The sequence below is a fragment of the Streptomyces sp. NPDC017529 genome, assembly GCF_044329785.1.
Classification (GTDB): Bacteria; Actinomycetota; Actinomycetes; order Streptomycetales; family Streptomycetaceae; genus Streptomyces.
Map to the genome: position 1 here is coordinate 519008 of NZ_JBIRJY010000001.1, position 17372 is coordinate 536379.

The 17372-nt window shown below is 74.3% G+C and carries 14 protein-coding genes; 8 read left to right on the forward strand and 6 right to left on the reverse strand.

What is annotated here, in order from left to right:
- Positions 1 to 18 precede the first annotated feature (18 nt).
- On the reverse strand, positions 19 to 1410 hold the full coding sequence (locus ACH4K4_RS01880) for an NADP-dependent succinic semialdehyde dehydrogenase (protein WP_398164058.1): 1392 nt from the start codon (positions 1408 to 1410) through the stop codon (positions 19 to 21).
- 535 nt (positions 1411 to 1945) lie between these two features.
- Between ACH4K4_RS01880 and ACH4K4_RS01885 the strand changes: the two genes are divergently transcribed.
- The 3 genes from ACH4K4_RS01885 (at position 1946) to ACH4K4_RS01895 (ending at position 6603) form a co-directional block, all read left to right on the forward strand.
- Positions 1946 to 2689, forward strand: a complete 744-nt coding sequence (locus tag ACH4K4_RS01885) for a L,D-transpeptidase family protein (RefSeq protein WP_398164059.1) — start codon at positions 1946 to 1948, stop codon at positions 2687 to 2689.
- Positions 2690 to 2945: 256 nt separating this feature from the next.
- Positions 2946 to 4109: an ROK family protein gene (locus ACH4K4_RS01890; protein ID WP_398164061.1), complete on the forward strand. Its 1164-nt coding sequence runs from the start codon at positions 2946 to 2948 to the stop codon at positions 4107 to 4109.
- A 124-nt stretch (positions 4110 to 4233) separates the two neighbouring features.
- Positions 4234 to 6603, forward strand: coding sequence for a phosphoketolase (locus ACH4K4_RS01895; protein WP_398164062.1), 2370 nt, complete (start codon positions 4234 to 4236; stop codon positions 6601 to 6603).
- Positions 6604 to 6615: 12 nt separating this feature from the next.
- Here the strand turns inward: ACH4K4_RS01895 and ACH4K4_RS01900 are convergent, their stop codons facing one another.
- The 4 genes from ACH4K4_RS01900 to ACH4K4_RS01915 all read right to left on the reverse strand — a co-directional run bounded on the left by ACH4K4_RS01900 (position 6616) and on the right by ACH4K4_RS01915 (position 12710).
- On the reverse strand, positions 6616 to 7893 hold the full coding sequence (locus ACH4K4_RS01900; protein WP_398164064.1) for an MFS transporter: 1278 nt from the start codon (positions 7891 to 7893) through the stop codon (positions 6616 to 6618).
- A gap of 65 nt (positions 7894 to 7958) precedes the next feature.
- The gene (locus ACH4K4_RS01905; protein ID WP_398164065.1) at positions 7959 to 9128 is read right to left on the reverse strand and encodes an amidohydrolase family protein; all 1170 of its coding nucleotides are present in this window, start codon (positions 9126 to 9128) and stop codon (positions 7959 to 7961) included.
- The gene (locus ACH4K4_RS01910) at positions 9128 to 10561 is read right to left on the reverse strand and encodes a glutamine synthetase family protein (RefSeq protein ID WP_398164066.1); all 1434 of its coding nucleotides are present in this window, start codon (positions 10559 to 10561) and stop codon (positions 9128 to 9130) included. The genes ACH4K4_RS01905 and ACH4K4_RS01910 overlap by 1 nt, the downstream gene beginning before the upstream one ends.
- An 85-nt stretch (positions 10562 to 10646) precedes the next feature.
- Entirely contained in the window at positions 10647 to 12710 is a 2064-nt protein-coding gene (locus tag ACH4K4_RS01915) for a SpoIIE family protein phosphatase (RefSeq protein ID WP_398164068.1), read from the reverse strand.
- Between the two features lie 194 nt (positions 12711 to 12904).
- Between ACH4K4_RS01915 and ACH4K4_RS01920 the strand changes: the two genes are divergently transcribed.
- From ACH4K4_RS01920 to ACH4K4_RS01935, 4 genes are read left to right on the forward strand one after another with little or no spacing between them, the layout of a single operon-like run.
- A complete protein-coding gene (locus ACH4K4_RS01920; RefSeq protein WP_398164070.1) occupies positions 12905 to 13795 on the forward strand; it encodes a TetR family transcriptional regulator C-terminal domain-containing protein in 891 nt (296 codons plus the stop codon).
- Positions 13796 to 13804: 9 nt separating this feature from the next.
- Positions 13805 to 14692 (forward strand): 3-keto-5-aminohexanoate cleavage protein, encoded by an 888-nt coding sequence (locus ACH4K4_RS01925; RefSeq protein ID WP_398164071.1) that lies wholly within the window; start codon positions 13805 to 13807, stop codon positions 14690 to 14692.
- Positions 14693 to 14727: 35 nt separating this feature from the next.
- Positions 14728 to 15684, forward strand: a complete 957-nt coding sequence (locus ACH4K4_RS01930; protein ID WP_398164073.1) for a 3-hydroxyacyl-CoA dehydrogenase NAD-binding domain-containing protein — start codon at positions 14728 to 14730, stop codon at positions 15682 to 15684.
- Entirely contained in the window at positions 15681 to 16139 is a 459-nt protein-coding gene (locus ACH4K4_RS01935; RefSeq protein WP_398164074.1) for a thioesterase family protein, read from the forward strand. The genes ACH4K4_RS01930 and ACH4K4_RS01935 overlap by 4 nt, the downstream gene beginning before the upstream one ends.
- An 18-nt stretch (positions 16140 to 16157) precedes the next feature.
- Here ACH4K4_RS01935 and ACH4K4_RS01940 read toward each other — a convergent pair whose 3' ends face one another.
- On the reverse strand, positions 16158 to 16835 hold the full coding sequence (locus tag ACH4K4_RS01940) for a class I SAM-dependent methyltransferase (protein ID WP_398164075.1): 678 nt from the start codon (positions 16833 to 16835) through the stop codon (positions 16158 to 16160).
- A gap of 132 nt (positions 16836 to 16967) precedes the next feature.
- On the opposite strand from ACH4K4_RS01940, the gene ACH4K4_RS01945 reads away from it, so the two are divergent.
- Complete coding sequence (locus ACH4K4_RS01945) at positions 16968 to 17300, forward strand: DUF427 domain-containing protein (protein WP_398164076.1); 333 nt, start codon at positions 16968 to 16970, stop codon at positions 17298 to 17300.
- Positions 17301 to 17372: the final 72 nt, after the last annotated feature.

Below are 17372 nucleotides of genomic sequence, written 5' to 3' on the forward strand. Positions count from 1 at the left end.
AACGGGGGCCCGGTCCCCTTACGCCCCGTGCCAGACCGTGGTGGCGTTGCAGAATTCGCGGATGCCGTGGCCGGCCAGTTCGCGGCCGTAGCCGGAGCGTTTGATGCCGCCGAAGGGGAGGGCGGGGTGGGAGGCGGTCATGCCGTTGAAGAAGATGCCGCCGGCCTCGATGTCGCGGATCAGGCGGTTCTGTTCGTCCTCGTCGCGGGTCCACGCGTTGGAGCTGAGGCCGAACGGTGTGTCGTTGGCGGTGGCGATCGCCTGGTCCAGGTCGTTGACGCGGTAGAGGGTGGCGACGGGCCCGAACGCCTCCTCGTGGTGGATGCGCATCTCGGGGGTGACGCCGGCCAGCACCGTCGGCTCGTAGAACCAGCCGGCGGTCAGCTTCTCCGGCCGCTTGCCGCCGCACAGCGCCGCCGCTCCGCGCCGGACCGCGTCGTCCACCAGTTCCTCCAGGTCCGAGCGGCCCTGCTCGCTCGACAGCGGGCCGACGTCGGTCGACTCCTCCATCGGGTCGCCGACGGTCAGCGCCGCCATCCGTTCCGTGAACCGCACCGCGAACTCGTCGTAGACGTCGGTGTGCACGATGAAGCGCTTGGCGGCGATGCAGGACTGGCCGTTGTTCTGGACGCGGGCGGTGACGGCGGTGCGCACGGCCGCGTCGAGGTCGGCGGACGGCAGCACGATGTAGGGGTCGCTGCCGCCGAGCTCCAGCACCGTCTTCTTGATCTCGTCGCCGGCGATCGAGGCGACCGAGCGGCCCGCCGGTTCGCTGCCGGTCAGGGTCGCGGCGGCGACGCGGCGGTCGCGCAGGATGCTCTCGATCTCGCCGGAGCCGACCAGCAGGGTCTGGAAGCAGCCGTCGGGGAAGCCCGCGCGGCGCAGCATGTCCTCCACGTACAGCGCGGTCTGCGGCACGTTGGAGGCGTGTTTGAGCAGACACGTGTTGCCGGCCATGAGCGCGGGCGCGGCGAAGCGGACGACCTGCCAGAGGGGGAAGTTCCAGGGCATGACCGCGAGGACGGCGCCCAGTGGGCGGTAGCGGACGTAGGCGCGGGACGCTCCGGCGTCCTTGGCGTCACCGGCGTCCGGCACCTCGTCGGCGAGCAGTTCCCCGGCGTGGTCCGCGTACCAGCGCATGGTCTTCGCGCACTTGGCGGCCTCCGCGCGGGCGGCCGCCAGCGGCTTGCCCATCTCGGTGGTCATCGTGCGGGCGATGCCGTCCTGGCCCGCTTCGAGCAGACCGGCGGCGTTGCGCAGCAGTTCGCCGCGTTCGGCGAAGGACGTCGTGCGGTAGCTGCGGAACGCCCGCTCGGCCCGGTCGAGCCGCTCCTCGATCGCGTCCGCGTCGAGCGCGTCGAAGGTCTTGAGGGTCTCGCCGGTCGCCGGGTTGACCGTGGCGATGGCCATGGGATGCACCTCCCGGAGGGTGTGACGGGGAAAAGGGGAAGGAGGGGGAAGGGGGCTCAGGTGAGCGGACCGGGGGCCGGGGACGGCTCCGGTACGGGGTCGGGGCCCGGCGGGCGCGGCACGGGGTCGGGGTTGGGTGTCGGCGGCTGCGGCGCGGGCGGCGGCGGGGTGGGGTCGGGCGGTCCTGGCACCGGCGGCCCGGGCGTCGGCCCCGGCTCGGGGCCGGGGCCCGGCCCCGGCTCGGGCCCGCCGGGCCCCGGGGACGGCGTGGGCGTCGGCGGGGCGGGCTCGCGCTCCAGTCCCGGTGCCGGCGTGTGCGTACGGTGCGGTGTGGCTTGCCGCTCCACAGCAGACCTCCTGGGTCGGACGGCATGTGGTTCTCCGGGCCCGGTACCCGGGTTTCGCCCGTCTATCGCCCCGGCGTACGACGGATTGCGGGAGCGGGCGTGTCCGGGGCCGCGGTGTGCGCGGTCCGCCGCGCCCGCTGTCGGGTTCGTACGGTGCCGTACGGTGTCCGCGGCCTTACATTGCGCTCATGACCTCCGCGAGGACCCTGGCGTCCGTGGCCTGCGCGGCCGCGCTCGCCCTCACCGTGCCGGCTTCCGCCCCGGCCGCGCCCCGTTCCCCCGCCGCCGCTCCGGCCGGCGCGGCCGGGCCGCTGCCCACCCGGATGGCCGACACCGGCGGCGGCAGCCAGCTGATCACGGCCCGGGCGGCGGGCCCGCGCTCGACGACCGGCACGGTCAGCTGGTGGGAGCGGCACCGGGGCCGCTGGCAGCGGGTCGGTTCGGCGCCCGCCCGCTTCGGTGCGAACGAGCTGGCCGAGGGCCGCACCCGCAAGCAGGGCACCTCGACGACCCCCACGGGCCTGTACGACCTTCCGTTCGCCTTCGGTCTGCGCGCGGCGCCGGCCGGTACGACGATTCCGTACCGTCCGGTGCGTGCCTCGTCCTGGTGGTGCCAGGACAACGCCTCGACCGCGTACAACCGGTGGGTGGACCCGCGCCCGCGCGACTGCGCGGCGCGGGAGGCCGAGCGGCTGGCCGGCTACCGGGTGCAGTACGGCCGGGCCCTGGTCGTCGGATTCAACTACCACCGGCCGGTGCGCGGCCGCGGCGCGGGCATCTTCCTGCACGTCGACGGGCGTGGCGCGACGGCGGGCTGTGTATCCGTACCGGCCCGCGCGATGGCGCGCCTCGTGTCCTGGGTCCAGCCCGCCGCCCGCCCGCACATGGCGATCGGCACGGATTCCGGTCCCACGGCGATCACCCGTTACTGACGTCGGCGGGTTCCGCACGGGCCCATGCCGCCTCCGGAAAGGGGCGGCCGGTCGAAGAACGCGCGAGAAGTACGGGCGGCCGTGAAAAGAAGTCAAGGGCCTGGCGGGGCATCGCCAAGTGCTGTGTACTGGCGCCCACTTGCTCCCCTTTCTTTTTTCGGCAGACGAAGAAAGAAAGGGAGAAAGGGGAGCCACCAGCCGAATACCGACGTTCCGCGCCGAAAGGCTTCGCCATGACCGTCACCGGGACCCCGCCATGACCACCGCCGAGCCCGGTTCCGCCGCGCACGTCCTCGAACTCGTCGCGACCGGCACCGCCCGCTCGCGCGCCGACCTCGTACGGGAGCTGGGGCTCGCCGCCTCCACCGTCTCCGCGCGCGTCCAGGAACTGGTCGACGCCGGGCTGCTGGCCGAGTCGGGCGAAGGCGTCTCGCGCGGCGGCCGCCGCCCCCGCCTGCTGCGCGTCCCGGACGGCGGCACCGTGGCCCTCGCCGCCGACCTGGGCAGCCATCACCTCCGTACCGGAGCGGTGGGCCTGACCGGCGCCGGCTTCGACATCGACGAGTGCGCCTTCGACCTGACGACCGGCCCCGAACCGGCGGTCGGCCTGCTCGCCGAGCGGCTGACCGCCCTCGCCCGGCGCCAGCGTGCGGCCGGCCGCACGGTGGGCGGCGTGGGCATCGGCTTCCCCGGCCCGGTCGACCCCGCGTCGGGCCGGGTCATCGCCCCGTCCCGGATGCCGGGCTGGCATCTGTACGAGCTGCGCGACCGGCTCGCCGAGCGGCTCGGCCTGCCCGTCCTGGTCGACAACGACGCCAACGTCCTGGCCCTGGGCGAACACCGGGCCGCCCGCCCCGAGCTGCGGCACCTCGTGGTGGTCAAGGCGGGCCGCGGCATCGGCTCGGGCGTGATCAGCCACGGGCGGCTGTACCGGGGTGCCCGCGGCTCGGCCGGGGACATCAGCCACGCACGGGTGGACGCCGCCGCCGAGCGCCCCTGCTCGTGCGGCAACATCGGCTGCCTGGAGACCGTGGCCGGCGGCGCCGCGATCGCCGCGGCGCTGCGCGGGAAGGGCATCGAGGCGCACTCCACCACCGACATCCTGCGGCTCGTCGAGGACGGCGAGCCGCACGCCACGGCCCTGGTGCGGCAGGCCGGGCGGCACATCGGCGCGGTGCTCAGCGTCGTCGTGAACTTCTTCAACCCGGAGGCCGTGGTCCTGGGCGGGGCGCTGTCCGCCGCCGAACCCCTGGTCGCGGCGGTCCGCGGCGTGCTGTACGAACGCTGCCTGCCGGTGGCGACCAGCGAGCTGGCCATCGTCGCCGCGGGCTGCGGCCCGGACGCGGGGCTGCTCGGCGCCGGGCACGCCGCGCTGCGCGAACTGGTCGCCGACGGCGGGCTGCCGGTCGTACGGCCCTGACGCGCCCTCACGCCCCTCCGACGCCCGGCGCGTCCGGTCGGCCCGTTATGTGCGGCGCCGGTGCATGACCGCCCGTACGGTGGAGAGGCGCTCCCTGATCACCTTTCTCCGACGGAGGGCCCCGATGGAGTCGCCGACCCCGCTCACCGAGAGTGAACTGCTCGACCTCGACGCCCACTGGCGGGCGCTGAACTACCTCGCCGCCGGCCAGATCTACCTGACCGGCAACCCGCTGCTCACCGAGGAACTGCGCCCCGAGCACATCAAGCCGCGACTGCTCGGCCACTGGGGCACCTGCCCCGGCCTGAATCTCGTCTACACCCACGTCAACCGGGTGATCAGCACCCACGGGCAGGACGCGGTGTGCGTGTGGGGCCCGGGGCACGGCGGGCCCGCGGTCTTCGCCGGTGCCTGGCTGGAGGGGACGTACGGGGAGCTGTATCCGGACGCCGGGCGGGACGCGGCCGGGATGGCCCGGCTGTTCCGCCAGTTCTCGTTCCCCGGCGGGGTGCCCAGCCACGCCGCGCCGAACGTGCCGGGCTCCTTCCACGAGGGCGGCGAGCTGGGTTACTCCCTCTCGCACGCGTACGGCGCCGCGCTGGACAACCCGGACCTGCTGGTGGCGTGCGTGATCGGCGACGGTGAGGCGGAGACCGGGCCGCTGGCCGCCTCCTGGCACGCGAACAAGTTCCTGGACCCGGCGCACGACGGTGCCGTCCTGCCGATCCTGCACCTGAACGGCTACAAGATCGCCAACCCGACGGTCCTCGCCCGGCTGGACGACGACGAGCTGGACGCGCTGCTGCGCGGCTACGGGCACGAGCCGCTTTACGTCACCGGCTCCGACCCCGCCCAGGTGCACCGGGACATGGCCGCCGCCATGGACACCGCGCTGCACCGCATCCGCGAGGCGCAGCGCGCCGCCCGCGACGGCGGCGAGCTGCCCCGCCCCCGCTGGCCGGCGATCGTGCTGCGCACCCCGAAGGGCTGGACCGGCCCCGGCGAGGTGGACGGCACCCCCGTCGAGGGCACCTGGCGCGCCCACCAGGTACCGCTCGCCGGGGTCCGGGACAACCCGGACCACCTGCGCCAGCTGGAGCGCTGGCTGCGGTCGTACGCTCCGGGCGAGCTGTTCGACGGCGAGGGCCGGCCGGTGGACCGGGTGCTGGCCTGCGTACCGCGCGGCGACCGGCGGCTCGGCTCCTCCCCGCACGCCAACGGCGGCCGCCTCGTGCGCTCGCTGCCGCTGCCCGACCCGGCGCGCTACGCCGTGCCGGTGGACAAGCCCGGCGCGCAGCTGCACGAACCGACCCGGGTCCTCGGCGGCCTGCTGCGCGACCTGATGGAGCGGACCGCGGGAAGCCGCGACTTCCGGCTGTTCGGCCCGGACGAGACGGCCTCCAACCGGCTCCAGGACGTGTACGACGCCACCGACAAGACCTGGCAGGCGAAGACCGAGCCCACCGACGAGCACCTGGGCCGGCACGGGCGCGTCATGGAAGTGCTCTCCGAGCACCTGTGCCAGGGCTGGCTGGAGGGGTACGTGCTCTCCGGACGGCACGGGCTGTTCTCCTCGTACGAGGCGTTCGCGCACATCGTCTCCAGCATGACCTCGCAGCACGTCAAGTGGCTCCAGTCGGCCCGCGACATCCCCTGGCGGGCGCCGGTGGCCGGGCTGAACTACCTGCTGACCTCGCACGTCTGGCGCCAGGACCACAACGGCTTCTCCCACCAGGACCCCGGCTTCGTCGACCACGTCCTCAACAAGGACCCGCACACGGTCCGGGTGTACCTGCCGCCGGACGCCAACAGCCTGCTGTGCGTGGCCGACCATGTGCTGCGCACCAAGGACGTGGTCAACGTGGTGGTCGCCGGGAAGCAGCCGTGCTTCGACTGGCTGGACATCGAGCAGGCGCGGGCGCACTGCGCGCGCGGCGCCGGCATCTGGGAGTGGGCCGGCACCGAGAAGCCCGGCACCCGCCCCGACGTGGTGCTCGCCTGCGCGGGCGACGTGCCGACGCAGGAGACGCTGGCCGCCGCCTCCCTGCTGCGCGAGCGCTTGCCGGAGCTGTCCGTACGGGTCGTCAACGTCGTCGACATGACCCGGCTGCAACCCAACGAGGAGCATCCGCACGGGATGACGGAGCGGGAGTTCGAGGCGCTGCTGCCGCACGACGTGCCGGTGGTCTTCGCGTACCACGGCTATCCGTGGCTGGTGCACCGGCTCACCTACCGCCGGGCCGTCCACCCCAACCTGCACGTGCGCGGCTACAAGGAGATGGGCACCACGACCACGCCGTTCGACATGGTCGTCACCAACGACCTGGACCGCTACCGGCTGGTGATGGACGTCGTCGACCGGGTGCCGGGCCTCGCGGTGCGGGCCGCCGGGGTGCGGCAGGCGATGGCGGACGTACGGCAGCGCCACCACAGCTGGATCCGGGAGCACGGCACGGACCTGCCGGAGGTCGTGGACTGGAGCTGGCCGGGCTGAGGCCGGGCCCCCTCAGGGCCGCGGGTCCCGGGCGTCGTACCGTGCGAAGTCGCGCCGCCACAGGGCCAGGAGCAGCACCGCCACGACGCAGGCGGCACCGCCGCCGACGACCGCCACGGCCGGTGTGGCGAGGCCGGCCGCCGACCCCGCCAGGAAGTCGCCGAGCCGGGGGCCGCCCGCGACCACGACGATGAACACGCCCTGGAGGCGGCCGCGCATCCGGTCCGGCGCGGCCGCCTGGAGCATGGTGCCGCGGAAGACCATCGAGACGGTGTCGGCGCAGCCGGCGACGGCCAGGAAGAACAGGCCGAGCCACAGGTGGCGGGTCAGCCCGAAGCAGGCGACGGCCGTTCCCCAGGCGGCGACCGAGACGAGGATGGCCAGGCCGTGCCGGCGGACGGCGCCGAGCCACCCGGAGAACAGCGCGCCGAGCACGGCGCCGACCGCGGGCGCGGCGGCGAGCAGGCCCACCGTCTTCGCGTCGCCGCCGAACCAGAGGACGGCGATGGCGGGGAACAGCGCGCGGGGCTGGGCCAGCACCATGGCCGCCAGGTCGGCGAAGAAGGCCGTCCGCAGATTGGGCCGGGTGGCCAGGAAGCGCAGTCCTTCCAGGACGGAAGGCCGGCGCGGCGTCTCGTCGCCGCCGTGGTCGGGGCGCATGGCGGGCAGCCGCCACATGGCGTACAGGGCGGCCGTGAAGCAGCCGACGTCGATCAGGTACGCGGCCTGGTAGCCCCACAGGCCGACGAAGACGCCGCCGAGCATCGGCCCGCCCATCATCCCGAGGTTGGTGGTGAGCGAGCTGAGGGCGTTGGCTGCGGGCAGCTGCTCGGGCGGCAGCAGGCGGGGGATCATCGACGAGCGGGCGGGCGAGTTCATCGCGAAGCAGACCGCCTGGAGGGCGACGACCGCGTACAGCACCCAGACCTGACGTACGTCCAGGAGCGTGGCGGCGGCCAGCGCCACGGACAGCACGGTGGCGCCCACCGCGCTGAACAGGCCGAGTTTGCGGCGGTCGACGGTGTCGGCGATGGCGCCGCCGTACAGCCCGAAGACGACCAGCGGCACCAGGGAGCACAGGCCGACCGCGCCGACGGCGAACGTGGAGCCGGTGAGCGCGTACACCTGGAGGGAGACCGCGAGGGCGGTCATCTGCTGGCCGATCCAGGAGACGGTGTTGCCGAACCACAGGCGGCGGTAGTGCGCCGAGGCGCGCAGCGGGGTGATGTCGGCGAAGACGCGGGTGTACAGCGGAGGTCGGGACCCGGAGGCGGATATGGCAGGAGGCACGGGGCAGTAAAGCACGATCGGTGGTGCTGACACGTACCGGGGCGGCGGCGCCCTGCGGGCGTCCCTCAGCCTCCCGAAAGGCCGTACACGCGGCGGGCGTTGCCGGCGGCGATCAGTGCCGCGACGCGGTCGGCGTCCGCCGCCGACCAGGCGCCCGAGCGCACCCAGCCGGTCAGCACCTCCGCCAGCGCCGTGCGGAAGGCGGCGCTGCCGACGGTGTACAGCTCGGGCAGGCCGTAGGCGTCGGTGGAGAACAGCAGCTTGCCGAAGGGCGCCAGCTCCAGGAACCCGGCCAGTACGGCCGCCGCGCGCGGTCCGGTGTGCCCCAGGGTCAGCCCGACGTCGGCGTACACGTGCGGGAACACGGCGGCCAGGTAGGCGGCTTGGCGGTGGTACGGGTAGCAGTGCAGCAGGACCAGGTCGGTGCCGGTGCCCGCGGTGGCGTGGGCGAAGTCGGTGAGCAGCGCCGGGTCGGCGCGGTGCAGGCGCAGGTCGGGGTCGCCGAAGCCGGTGTGCAGCTGGAGCGGGCGGGCGGTGCCGGCGGCGAGCCACAGCAGGTGGCGCAGCAGGACCGGGTCGGTGAGCCGGCTCGCGCCGGTGGCGAGCCAGGCGCGGGCGGCGGCCGCCACCTGGGCGCGGGTGGGCGGTTCGGGTGCCAGGGCCAGGCCGTGGCGGTAGGCGGCGACGGACTTGAAGCCCACGGCGGTGCGGGCCGCGTCCCGTACCGCGTCGGCGAGGCCGGCCGTGAACACCTCGGCGGCCGCGCCGGCGCCCGCCGCCGCGCCCTCCCCCGCCCGTACGCCGGCCGCGACCCGTTCCGCCAGCGTCTCCAGGCGGACGATCTCGTGCCCGGTGCCGCCGCCGGCCGCGGCCGTCTCGTGCGCCCCGGTGAGGTCGCCCGGCAGGCCGGTGTCCACCAGGTACGTGCCGATGCCGGTGCCGCCGAGCAGCAGGCGCCGGGCCTCGGCCGCGCCCAGTTCCCGCCGCCTGGCCAGGTAGTCGCCGGGCGGGCAGTGCGGCGCGAGGCCGAGCAGCGGCGGGCACCAGCGGCGCACGGCGAAGCCGGTCTGGGTGTCGAAGAACGTGGTGCCCGCGGCGGCGGGCCGGTCCGACTCGGTCAGGTACGACTCGAACTCGGCGGCCGTCAGGTCGCCGCGCAGCACGCCGTGGCAGTGCTGGTCCACCAGCGGCGGCAGGTCCAGGTCCGGGCCGCCGCCGGTGCCGGTCGCCGTCATCAGTACCTCCAGCGGGTCGCGGCGGCGATCTCTTCGGGCTCGCTGCCGTCGAAGTGCGCCTCCTCGGCGCGGCGTACCGCGATCACGGCACCGTGCAGCACCTCGCCCATGGCCTCGGTCAGCACCGTCGAACGGGCCAGCAGGTCGGTGGACTCGGTCAGGGACGACGGCAGCCGGACGATGCCGCGGCGGGCGCGTTCGCGTACGCCCAGGGCGCCCGGGTCGCCGGCGACCGGCGGCGGCAAGGCGGTGCCCGCCGACATGCCGTGCAGGCCGGCGGCGAGCACCGCGCCGACCGCCAGGTACGGGTTGGCCGCGGCGTCGAAGGGCTTGATCTCGGCGTGCCCGCCGTCCGGGTCGCCGGGCGCTCCGGTGACCAGGCGCAGCGCGGCCTCCCGGTTCTCCACGCCCCAGCACTGGTAGGCCCCGGCCCAGGCGGACGGGGCCAGCCGCAGGTAGCTCGCGGGCGAGGGGCAGCCGACGGCGAGCAGGGCGGGCAGCGCCTCCAGGACGCCGCCGAGGAAGGCCGCGGCGTCGGGGTCCAGGCCCCACTTCTGGTCCGGGGCCCGGTGCAGGCCGCGTTCGCCGCGGCTCAGGCTGAGGTGGAGGTGGCAGCCGTTGCCGACCTGCCCGGCGACGACGGTGGGCGCGAAGCTGGCCCGCAGGCCGTGCCGCAGCGACACCGCCCGTACGGTCTCCCGGACGAGCACCAGGTCGTCGGCGGCGCGCAGCGGGTCGGCGGCGGCGGTGGACACCTCGAACTGGCCCGGCGCGTACTCGGGGTGGAGTTGCAGGACGTCGATGTCCTGGAGGGCCAGCGCCTCGGCGACGTCGCGGAGGTAGTCGGAGAGTTCGACGACCCGGCTCATGCCGTAGGCGGGGCCGACGCAGGGGTAGTCGAGGGGTTCGCCCGCTCCGGCGGAGCCGTCGAGGCGTCCGGTGCCGGCCGCGCCGCCCGGCCGTCCGCCGGGTCCCTGCGCGCGGGCGACCACCCATTCCGTCTCGAAGCCCATCCGGAGGGTGAGTCCCGCGTCGGCCGCGCGGTCCACCATGCGGCGGGCGAACTGCCGCTGGCAGCCGGGGTGCGGCGCGCCGAGCTGGTCGTAGCGGTCCACCGGCGCCCAGGCCCAGCCGGGCTGCGCGGCCAGCACGGTGAGCCGGTCCAGGTCGGGGAAGAGCCGCAGGTCGCCGTCGGGCCCGCCGAGGTGGGCGGACGCGGTGATCGCGTCGTCGGAGGTGAAGACGTCGAAGACCGGGGACATGCCGACGCCGCGGTGTACCGCGGGCGCCAGGCGGGCGGTCGGCACGGTTTTGGTCCGGGCGATGCCCGCGTTGTCGACCCAGGTCAGGGCGATGGCGCGGACTCCCTCCGCGTCCAGCTTCGCCGCCGCCTGGCGGGCGTCCCCCCACTGCTGCGCAGGCCCCGGTCCCATAGCGCGTGTCCCCATTTCACCGTGCCGATCCCTCGGCGGCCGTTCCCGCCCCGGCCGTTCCGTCCCCGCGGGTACGGAACGGCCGTCACGGGCAGTCGAACTCGCACCATACGCACTTTCCGGTGCCGCGCGGTTCCACACCCCACACATCCGTCAGCCGGTCGACCAGCAGCAGCCCGCGCCCCGACATCGCGGACTCGCCGGGTTCGCGGCGCCGCGGCAGCGCGCTGGAGCGGTCCGCCACCTCCAGCCGCAGCCGCCGGTCGGCGCCGCGGGGCATCCGTACCGTCACCACCGCGGCGCCGTCGGTGTGCAGCAGCGCGTTGGTGATCAGTTCGTCGGCGACCAGCTCGACCTCCTCGGCGCGGTCCCGGGCGCCCCAGGTGCGGACCGCGGCGCGGATCATGTGGCGGGCGGCGGACAGCCCCTGGGGGTCGTCGGGCGCGACGTGCTGCTGGAGCCGTCCGGCGGCCGGTTCGGGCGGCTCGCCGCCGCGCCGCAGGATCAGCATCGCCATGTCGTCCTCGCCGGACCGCTCGGCCGCCAGGTCGCAGAGCCGGTCGGCCAGTTGCTGTACCTCCTGCGGCCCGTCGCGCACCACCCTGGCCAACTCCCGCACCCCGTCGTCGATGTCCACGCCGGGCTCCTCCACCAGCCCGTCGGTGTACATCACCAGGGTCTCGCCGACGGCCATGTGGACGGTGGTGACGGGGTAGTCCAGGTCGCGGAACCCGGTGCCGATGCCCAGCGGGAGGCCGCCGGTGACGGGCAGCCGGCGGCACAGTCCCTCGGCGTGCCGCAGCAGCGGGTCCACGTGCCCGGCGCGCACCAGCCGCACGGTTCCGGTGGCCAGGTCGGCGTCCGCGTACGTGCAGGTGGCGAAGCGGTCGGTGTCCAGGTCGTCGAGGAAGGCGGAGGCGCGGGCCATGACGGTGGCGGGCGCGTGCCCCTCGGCGGCGTAGGCGCGCAGCACGATCCGCAGCTGTCCCATGACGGTCGCGGCGTGGGTGTCGTGCCCCTGGACGTCGCCGATGACCGCGGCGACCCGGCCGTCGGGCAGCGGGACCACGTCGTACCAGTCGCCGCCGATGTCCCGGCCGATGCGGGCGGCGCGGTAGCGGACGGCGATCTGGGCGCCGGGGACGCCCGGGATGCGCCGGGGCAGCATGGCCTGCTGGAGGCCCTCGGCGAGGTCGTGCTCCTGGTCGTAGAGCATGGCGCGGGCCAGGCTCTGCGCGACGCTGGAGCCGAGGGCGAGCAGCAGGTTGCGCTCCTGTACGCCGAACGGGTTCTCCGAGCGGTAGAAGAGCCCCACCACGCCGATCGGCCGGGCCTGCGCGATGAGCGGCAGGTACGCGGCGGAGCCGAAGTTCATCCGTTCGAGATGCGGCCAGAGCGCGGGGTAGCGCTCGGCGAACTCGGCGCGGGAGCGGATGAAGCAGGGTTGCAGGGTGCGGACCACCTCGGTCATCGGAAACCGGTCCTCGATGCGGAGGATCTCGTGCTGCGGTACGAAGGTGCCGGCCTGCCCTTCGTGGATCACCCGGACGCGGCCCGCCTCGACCAGGCCGACGATGATGTTCTGCGCGCCCAGCCGGCTCAGGGCCTGGTCGTCGCCGAGCACGTCGATGACGTCGCGGACGGTCCTGGCGTGGGCCAGCGCGGCGGTGGTGCGCTCCACGATGCCGGTGTTGCGCAGCTTCCGCGCGTGCGCCTCGGCCCGCTCCGCCGCCTGCGCGTACTCCTGGCTCGCGTCCCGGACGATCCCGATGATGCGGCGCGGGGTGCCGCTCGCGTCGCGGCGGATGCTGGCCTGGGTGTGGGTCCAGCGCACCGTGCCGTCCCGCAGCCGGATGCGGAAGTAGGCGCCGTAGGAGTCGCTGCCGTCCTTCAGGGCCTGTGAGACGACGGCGTCCAGGCGCGCCCCCTCCTCCGGTGGCACGCGGCAGGACAGACTCGCCGGACGGGAGTCGTACTCCTCCGGCAGCAGGTCGAAGACCTCAAGAGCGGAGCCGTCCATGTGCATGCGGCCGCTGTCGAGGTCCCAGTCGAAGCCGCCCATGCCGTTGAGGGCCAGCGTCAGGTCCGGGTGGGCGGGCCAGTCGTCCGGCACCGACACGGCCGGCAGCTTCGCGCCCCGGTCAGCCATGTCCGCCACTTTGCCACATTCGTCCGGTAAGCGGGCGGTCCGGAGACCCGGCAGCCACCGTCCGCGCTCGTGCTGACTTTCTCATCAGTCAGTGCGCAATTCCGAGCCACCACCCCGACATATCAAGCCCGAGAGCCACTTACTCCCGTTGAGATCGTTGCGGTATTCTCAACACGCTGTTACGGTCCCGGACCATGGACGAAGACCCCGGAACCCGGGTCGCCGACGACGCGGGCGATATCACCGGCCGCGTCAAGAAGGTGGTCGAGAGTCTCGGGTGCAGCCGCCGCGAGTTCGCCCGGCGGATCGTGATGGACCCCTCCAAGCTGTCCAGGTCGCTGAGTGGCACCCGGCGGTTCACCCTCGCCGAGATCGTGCGCGTCGCGGACATCGGCGGCGTGGACGTGGCGTGGCTGCTCGGCTCCCGGGGCGCACCGCCGGCGCGCGGCCGGGAGCCGGCCGCGGTGCCCGACGGCGGCCGGCCGCTGCAGATCGTCAGGGAAACCGTCCGGCTGATCGCCGAGCACGGCTTCCACGGCGTCCGGGTCGCCGACATCGCCGCCGCCTGCGGCACCAGCACGGCCGCCGTGCACTACCACTTCCCCGGCCGCGACGAACTGCTGGAAGCGGCCGTGCGCTGGTGCATGGACGAGGACACCGCCCGGCGCGCGGCGGGCCTGGCCGACGCCCCGGACGCCCGCGCCGAATTGCTGCACCTCATCGCGCTGCAGACGCCGCGCACCGGACAGCAGCGGCGGCAGTGGCTGGTCTGGCTCGACCTGTGGGCCCAGGCCGCCCGCTCCACCGCCGTCGGGCGGCTGCACGAGCACTACTACCGGCAGTGGCGGACCACCGTCGCCGAGGTCGTGCACCGGGGCGTCGAGCAGGGCGTCTTCCGGGCGGTGGACCCGGAGTTCACGGCGCTGCGGCTGACCGCGCTCATCGACGGCCTGGCCACGCAGGTGCTCGCCACCGCCCCCGACAGCACCGGCCCCGACAGCATGCACGCGGCCCTGCTCGCCTTCGTCGACAGCGAACTGTCCCCGGTTCGTACGCAGCCCCCTCGCCCCTCCGCGCCGAGCTAAGGAATTGCCGTGAACAACGAGGTCGTCATCACCTGCGCGCTGACCGGCGCGGGCGACACCGTGCGCCGCTCCCCGCACGTGCCCGTCACCCCCGGGCAGATCGCCGCGTCCGCCGTGGAGGCGGCCTCGGCCGGTGCCGCCGTCGTCCACGTCCACGTACGCGATCCGGAGACCGGCGCGCCGTCCCGCGATCCGCGCCTGTACGCCGAGGTCGTCGAGCGCATCAAGGAGACCGGCACCGACGTCGTCGTCAACCTGACCGCCGGGATGGGCGGCGACCTCGTCGTCGACCCGGACGAGCCGCTGCGGTACCTGCCCGGCACGGACCTGGTCGGCGGCCTGGAGCGGCTGCCGCACGTCGAGGAACTGCTGCCCGACATCTGCACCCTGGACTGCGGCTCCCTCAACTTCGGCGAGGGCTCCAGCCTCTACGTCTCCACCCCCGACATGCTGCGCGCGGGCGCCAAGCGCATCCAGGAGCTGGGGGTGCGCCCGGAGCTGGAGATCTTCGACACCGGGCAGCTGTGGTTCGCCAAGCAGCTGCTGGCCGAGGGGCTGCTCGACGACCCGACCGTCTTCCAGCTGTGCATGGGCGTTCCGTGGGGCGCGCCGGCCGATCCCGGCGTGCTCCAGTCGATGGTCGCGATGCTCCCGGAGGGCGCCGAGTGGGCCAGCTTCGCGCTCGGCCGGATGCAGATGCCGTGGGTCGCGCAGTCCATCCTCCTCGGCGGGAACGTCCGGGTGGGCCTGGAGGACAACCTGTACCTGGGCAAGGGTGTCAAAGCCACCAACGGCCAGCTGGTCGAACGGGCCGTGCAGATCACGGAGTTGCTGGGCGCGACGGTCGCCACCCCGGACCAGGCCCGAGCGCGCCTCGGCCTGAAGCCGCGCGGCTGATCCTCTTCAGCCCCCGCCCACCCCAGGAGTTGGCCATGCCTCCCCTTCCTCCCTCTTCCGTACGCCGCGTGGCGTGCATCGGCGCCGGCGTCATAGGCGGCGGCTGGGTCGCCCACTTCCTCGCCCGCGGCTACGACGTCACCGCCTGGGACCCCGCGCCGGACGCCGAGGACAAGCTGCGCCGCCTGGTGGACGCCGCCTGGCCGGCGCTGGAACAGCTCGGTCTCGCCGAGGGCGCCTCCCCCGACCGCCTCACCGTGGCGTTCACGCTCGCCGAGGCCGTCGCGGACGCCGATTTCGTCCAGGAGAGCGCCCCCGAGGAGCTGGACCTCAAGCGCGACCTGCTCGCCCGGCTGGACGCCGCGACGCCGCCCGGCGTCGTCATCGCCTCCTCCACCTCCGGCTACCCGATGACCGACATGCAGACGGCGGCCGCCACGCCGGGCCGCCTGGTCGTCGGTCACCCGTTCAACCCGCCGTACCTCATCCCGCTGGTGGAGGTCGTGGGCGGCGAGCGGACCGACCGCGAGGCGGTGGAGTGGGCGGGCGGGTTCTACGGCGTGGCGGGCAAGTCCGTCATCACCATGGACCGCGAGCTGCCCGGCTTCATCGCCAACCGCCTCCAGGAAGCCCTGTGGCGCGAGGCGCTGCACATGGTCGCCAACGGCGAGGCCACCGTCGCGGACATCGACGCCTCGATCACCGAGGGCCCCGGGCTGCGCTGGGCGTTCATGGGCCCGATCCTGACGTTCGCGCTGGCCGGCGGCGAGGGCGGCATGGCCCACATGCTCGACCACTTCGGCCCGTCGCTGAAGTCGCCCTGGACCAGGCTGGAGGCGCCCGAGCTGGACCGGGCGCTGCGCGACGCGGTGGTCGACGGCTGCGCGGAAGCGGCCGGGGGCCGCACGTACGCACAGCTCGTGGCCGAGCGCGACCAGGGCGTCATCAACGTCCTGCGCGCGACCGGGCGGCTGGACGGGCCCGCCGGGTGACGGCGCGCCTGCCCCTGCTGCGCCGGACGGTCCAGGACGACTGGATCGACTACAACGGCCATCTCTCCGAGGCGTACTACGTGCTGGTCTTCGGCTTCGCCACGGACGCCCTCATGGACGCGACCGGGCTCGACGCGGCCTACCGCGCGCGCAGCGGCCACTCGCTTTACACGGTCGAGGCGCACGTCCGCTACCTCGCGGAGGTGCCGCGCGGCGCCGAACTGCTCGTACGGACCACGGTGCTGGGCGTGGGCCCGCGCAAGGTGCGGTTCGTCCACGAGATGTACGCCGGCGAGCCGTCCGGCGAGCCGGTGGCCACCGAGGAGGTCTTCGCCCTCCACGTCCGCCGGGACGGGGGCCGTGCGGCGCCGCTGCCGCAGGACACCGGCCGGCGGCTGTCGGCGCTGGTCCGGCCCGCGCCGGAGTGGGCGGGCCGGGGCATCCGGGAGGTGTAGCCGGACAGCCGGCGGCCGTCAGCGGTGGCGGCGTACGGCGATGACGTTGTCGTCGAGCGTCGCGTGCTCGCCGGCGGGGCCGGTCGCCTCGCGCTGCCGCAGCTCGGCGGTCTCGACGGTCCACTCCGCGGCGTTCAGGGCGAGCCCGGCGAGCGTTCCGGCCGCGGTCGGCATGACGGCTCCCGGCGCCCCCTGGCCCCAGGGCGGGACGGAGGCGTGCTCGACGATCAGCAGCAAGCCTCCGGGGGCGACCGCCTCGGCGGCCTGCCGCAGCACCCGCTGCCGGGGGAAGTCGATCGGCGACTGGAGGAACTGGGCGGAGACCAGGTCGAAGCGGCCGGCCGGGAACGACACGCCGAGATCGTGCTGTTCGGTACGGACCCGGGAGGCCAGGCCGGCGTCGGCGGCGTCCGCCCTGACCAGCTCCAACGCGGTGGGCGCCACGTCCACGGCGGTCACCTGCCAGCCGCGCCGGGCCAGCCACAGCGTGTCGCCGCCGGGCCCGCAGCCCAGGTCGAGGGCGGTGCCGGCGGGGAGGCCGGCGACCATGTCCGCCAGCACGGTGTTGGGCCGTCCACGCCCGTGCTGTTTGCCGCCGCGGTACCGCTCCTCCCAGAACTGTTCGGTGTCGGGGGCCGGTTGTGCGGGGTGAGAGTGCTGGGGGACGGTGGGTGTGTTCCGTTCCGGTGTGGTCATGCGCCCACAGTGCGGCGGCTCCGGCCGTAGGCGGAAATAAATTTGCCGAAAGAGCAAGAAGGCGTCCGCCCGCGGCCGGTGCGACGCTGGAAGGGCCGCGCCGCCCCGGCGCGCCCCCGAGAGAGGAACGCCATGTCCGTACCAGGCCACCGCATCACCGTCGAGCAGGGCACCGACCACGTCCGCGTGGTCCACGACGGCCGGGTCGTCGCCGACAGCCGCCGCCCGCTGCTGCTGCACGAGACCGGCTATCCGGTGCGCTACTACCTGCCGCCCGAGGACGTACGGACCGATCTGCTGGTCCCGTCCGACACCAGCACGCACTGCCCGTTCAAGGGAGACGCCTCCTACTGGTCACTTTCCGGTGGCCCGCAGGACATCGCGTGGGCCTACCCTGCGCCCAAGCCGGCGGTCGCGCAGATCAAGGACCACCTGTGCTTCTACGAGGCCGAGTTGGTGGAGTAACGCGGCACGGGAGCGAGTAGGAAAGTTTCCTAACTATTCTCCGTCGGATTTATTGACGCGTACATGAGCCGT